Origin of the sequence: Streptomyces katrae (assembly GCF_000717655.1) — a bacterium.
GTDB lineage: Bacteria > Actinomycetota > Actinomycetes > Streptomycetales > Streptomycetaceae > Streptomyces > Streptomyces katrae_B.
The window spans coordinates 1-3,159 of sequence record NZ_JNZY01000088.1; the positions used below are offsets into that span (position 1 = coordinate 1).

General features: G+C 70.3%; 3 protein-coding genes. 2 read left to right on the plus strand and 1 reads right to left on the minus strand.

The window, feature by feature from the left end:
* On the plus strand, positions 1–119 hold a 119-nt coding region (locus IF09_RS45365), incomplete at its 5' end, for a S1 RNA-binding domain-containing protein (protein ID WP_030304377.1).
* An 847-nt stretch (positions 120–966) separates the two neighbouring features.
* Positions 967–1,767, plus strand: a complete 801-nt coding sequence (locus IF09_RS0139470; RefSeq protein ID WP_030304379.1) for a maleylpyruvate isomerase family mycothiol-dependent enzyme — start codon at positions 967–969, stop codon at positions 1,765–1,767.
* A 430-nt stretch (positions 1,768–2,197) separates the two neighbouring features.
* On the opposite strand, the gene IF09_RS0139475 is transcribed toward IF09_RS0139470, so the two are convergent.
* Positions 2,198–2,536 (minus strand): MerR family transcriptional regulator, encoded by a 339-nt coding sequence (locus IF09_RS0139475; protein WP_030304381.1) that lies wholly within the window; start codon positions 2,534–2,536, stop codon positions 2,198–2,200.
* Between the last annotated feature and the right edge of the window lie 623 nt (positions 2,537–3,159).

Genomic DNA, 3,159 nt, shown 5'->3' on the forward strand with positions numbered 1-3,159 from the left:
AAGCTCCGGAGGAAGCCGTCCACGTTGGCGACGCAGTCTCGGTCGTCGTCATCGACGTCGACCGGCAGCGGCGCAGGCTGTCCTTGTCCCGACGCCAGGTCTCGCCCGACCGCAGCTGAACCCTGCGCATGGCTCCACGACGGGGGTGCTCACGGGGATCAGCGTGACCCCGCAGCGGATACCTTCGCGGCCGCCTTCGTCCGACTGCGGCGCCTGCCCCTCACCGAGCGGCTGACCGCCGTACGCTCCGGGGCGAGCCCTCCCGCCGCGCCGGAGCTGGAACTCCTGCCGGTATGGACTGTCCCGCTGTACGTGGCTCTGCCCGACGGCCATCCGCTGGCAGCCGGGCCGGCCCTGCACCTGGAACAGCTGGCGCGCTCCCGCTGCGGCTCGCGCCACGGGAGAACAATCCCCCGCTCCACGACCTTCTTACCGACGCCCTCCGCGCCGCCGGAAGCGAGCCGCTCGAGGGGCCGCCGTTCACCAACTTCCAGGAGACGACCGCGATCGGGACCAGCCCGCCCTCCTGGACGGTCTTCTGCGAAGTGGCCGGCTTGCCCTCGTCCCCCGGGTTGTCCTGCGACCACTGAGCGGCCTCACGCTCACCACGTACCTGGCCGTACTCCCCGGACCACCCGCTCCGCCACTGCGTCACCTGCTCCAGGCACTCGCCCATACCGACCCAGGTGCCTGGGCCAGGTTCGGTGAGACTGGCCAACCTTCGCTGAGACGGTCGTGCTCGCAGGCGATGCGGGGTGGACGTCACGTCGCCGAGGTGCCCGGCCGCACGGCGAGGCCAGAGCACCCACAGGCACGACGCCTGGCGTACCGCCACCACCAGCGTCCTCGCAGCAGTGCGCAGCTTGTCACCCGAGCGGTGGGAGGCGAGGACGTCCGCAATGGCCAACCGGCGGCGACTGTGAAAATCGCTGTCCGATCACCGGAGCACGGTGATAGACATCCGGCGTGGAAAAGAATCTTGAGTTCCCTGACCTGTTGCGACTGATCGATGAACGGTCGACCGCCTTCCGCGCCGTGGTCGCCGCCGCGCCCGGTCTCGACGCGCAGGTGCCGACCTGCCCCGGGTGGACGCTGTTCGATCTGGTGAAGCACCTGGGTGGGGGAGACCGGTTCTGGGCCGCCATCGTCGGCGCGGGGTCTGCCGACGCTCCCCCGGCCGAGGCCGTCGCCGCGCGCGCCGCGCTGGAAGTGCCGCAGGAGCGTGAGGCCCTGCTGGCCTGGCTGGACGCGTCGACGCAGCTCCTGCTGGATGCCCTGCGCGCGGCGGGACCGGGGAGCGGTTGCTGGACGTGGTGGCCCGCGTCGCAGTCACCGCAGACCGCCGGCGGCACCGCCCGGCACCGGGTCCAGGAGACCGCGGTGCACACCTACGACGCCCAGCTCGCCGGGGGCGCCCCGCAGCCGCTGCCGGTCGAGCTGGCACTCGACGGTGTGGAGGAGTTCCTGTACACCGTCTGCGCAACGCCGAGTGCCTGGCCGCACAAGCCCACGGCCTTCGACTTCCACGCCGCCGAGGGCCGCTCCTGGCGCCTCACCGTCGACGGCGACGGGGCACGCACCACCCGCATCCCCGCGCCCACCGCCGCGACCGGCGAAGACTCGGATGCAGCCGGCGCCTCCGTCCACGGCACGGCCAGTGAGCTGGTCCTCTACCTGTACGACCGGATCCAGGCCGACTCCTTGCACGTTGACGGAGACGCAGGGCTGCTCGACCTGCTCCGCGCCTGGGAGCCGGAGGAGAAGTAGGACGTAGCGGGGGCGGTTGGCCGCGCCTCGAGCCGGTAGGACACGACTCTTCGCCAGGTTCGTCAGTCGCGGCACCGGACTCAAACCCGCGAGGCGGCCTCGGGGCCTCACCAAGCCGACCGTCTGCGGCCTGCGCGCTGCCGGCCCTTCCGGCCCGTCTTGCGTGAAACGAGCGGGTTCACGGAATCCTGGAGCTGGAAGGGTGCAAGCGCATACGCGGCGAGCCGACCTGGAAGCGCGGACGTGCGGGTTGGTCGAGGCAGTGCACCTCGTGAGGCCGCGGGCAACGTCGGCGCAGGTCTGCATGGACGCGGCTAACGTGACGCAGTGGTGACCTGGCCGCCGGAATCGAAACGGCTCGACGACTTGCGGGTGAGGGCGGACCGCCGCGGACCCGACCTGGACGCGCGGGTCGCCGGTCCTCCCCGGCTCAGGTCGCGGTCGTCGTATCCGCTGATCCGGCGGCGCGACGGTATTCGGCGTTGATGCGCTGGGCTTCTTCGAGCTGGTCTTCGAGGATGACGATGCGGCAGGCGGCGTCGATCGGGGTGCCCTGGTCGACGAGTTCCCGGGCGCGGGCCGCGATCCGCAGCTGGTAGCGGGAGTAGCGGCGGTGACCGCCGGCGGAGCGGAGCGGGGTGATGAGGCGTGCTTCGCCGATGGCGCGGAGGAAGCCCTGGGTGGTGCCGAGTATTTCGGCGGCCCGGCCCATCGTGTAGGCGGGGTAGTCGTCGTCGTCGAGACGACCGAACGAGTCATCTGCTGTCATTTGCACCTTCTGTGGAACGTAGGGGAACGCGCGGAGGGGCCCTGGTGCCGTACGGCACCAGGGCCCCGAAGGAACTACTACACCATCTGCCGGCCCTGAGACTGCGCCGGCCTCCTGTGTCCGCGGACCCGACCGGAACGCTGTCGGGGCTGCGGGGATCGCGGTTGCTTGACCGGAGACCACCTCACTATCGATGTCCTGCGGTACCCGGGCTCAGACTGCCGCCCGGGCGATCCTGATGGCGCCCAATTCCTCCGTTCATCCCTCGGATGATCAACTGCTTGCCAAGTGGGGAACTGCGAACTGCGTGTACTGCTCCACTCGGTTACTGCGTACTTCCCTGCTGCTCGTGGCCCTACCAGGCGCCACTCTTCGGCAGCCAGCCCCGTTGCCCGTCCTGCGTCTGCTCTGGCTTAGAACCCCACTGCCGAACTTCCCGGTGCGCGCGCCCACAGCCGACGCCTTCACCGAGGTGCTGCTCACTGACTTCACTGCTGGGTACTGCGTACTGCGTACTGCACTTGCGGGTACTGCCACTGCGTCAACTGCGGTACTGCTCACGGCGGCCCCTGATCACTGCGGGCCCCCCGGTCCGGTCGTCAGTCCCGTCGCCGTCCTGCAAC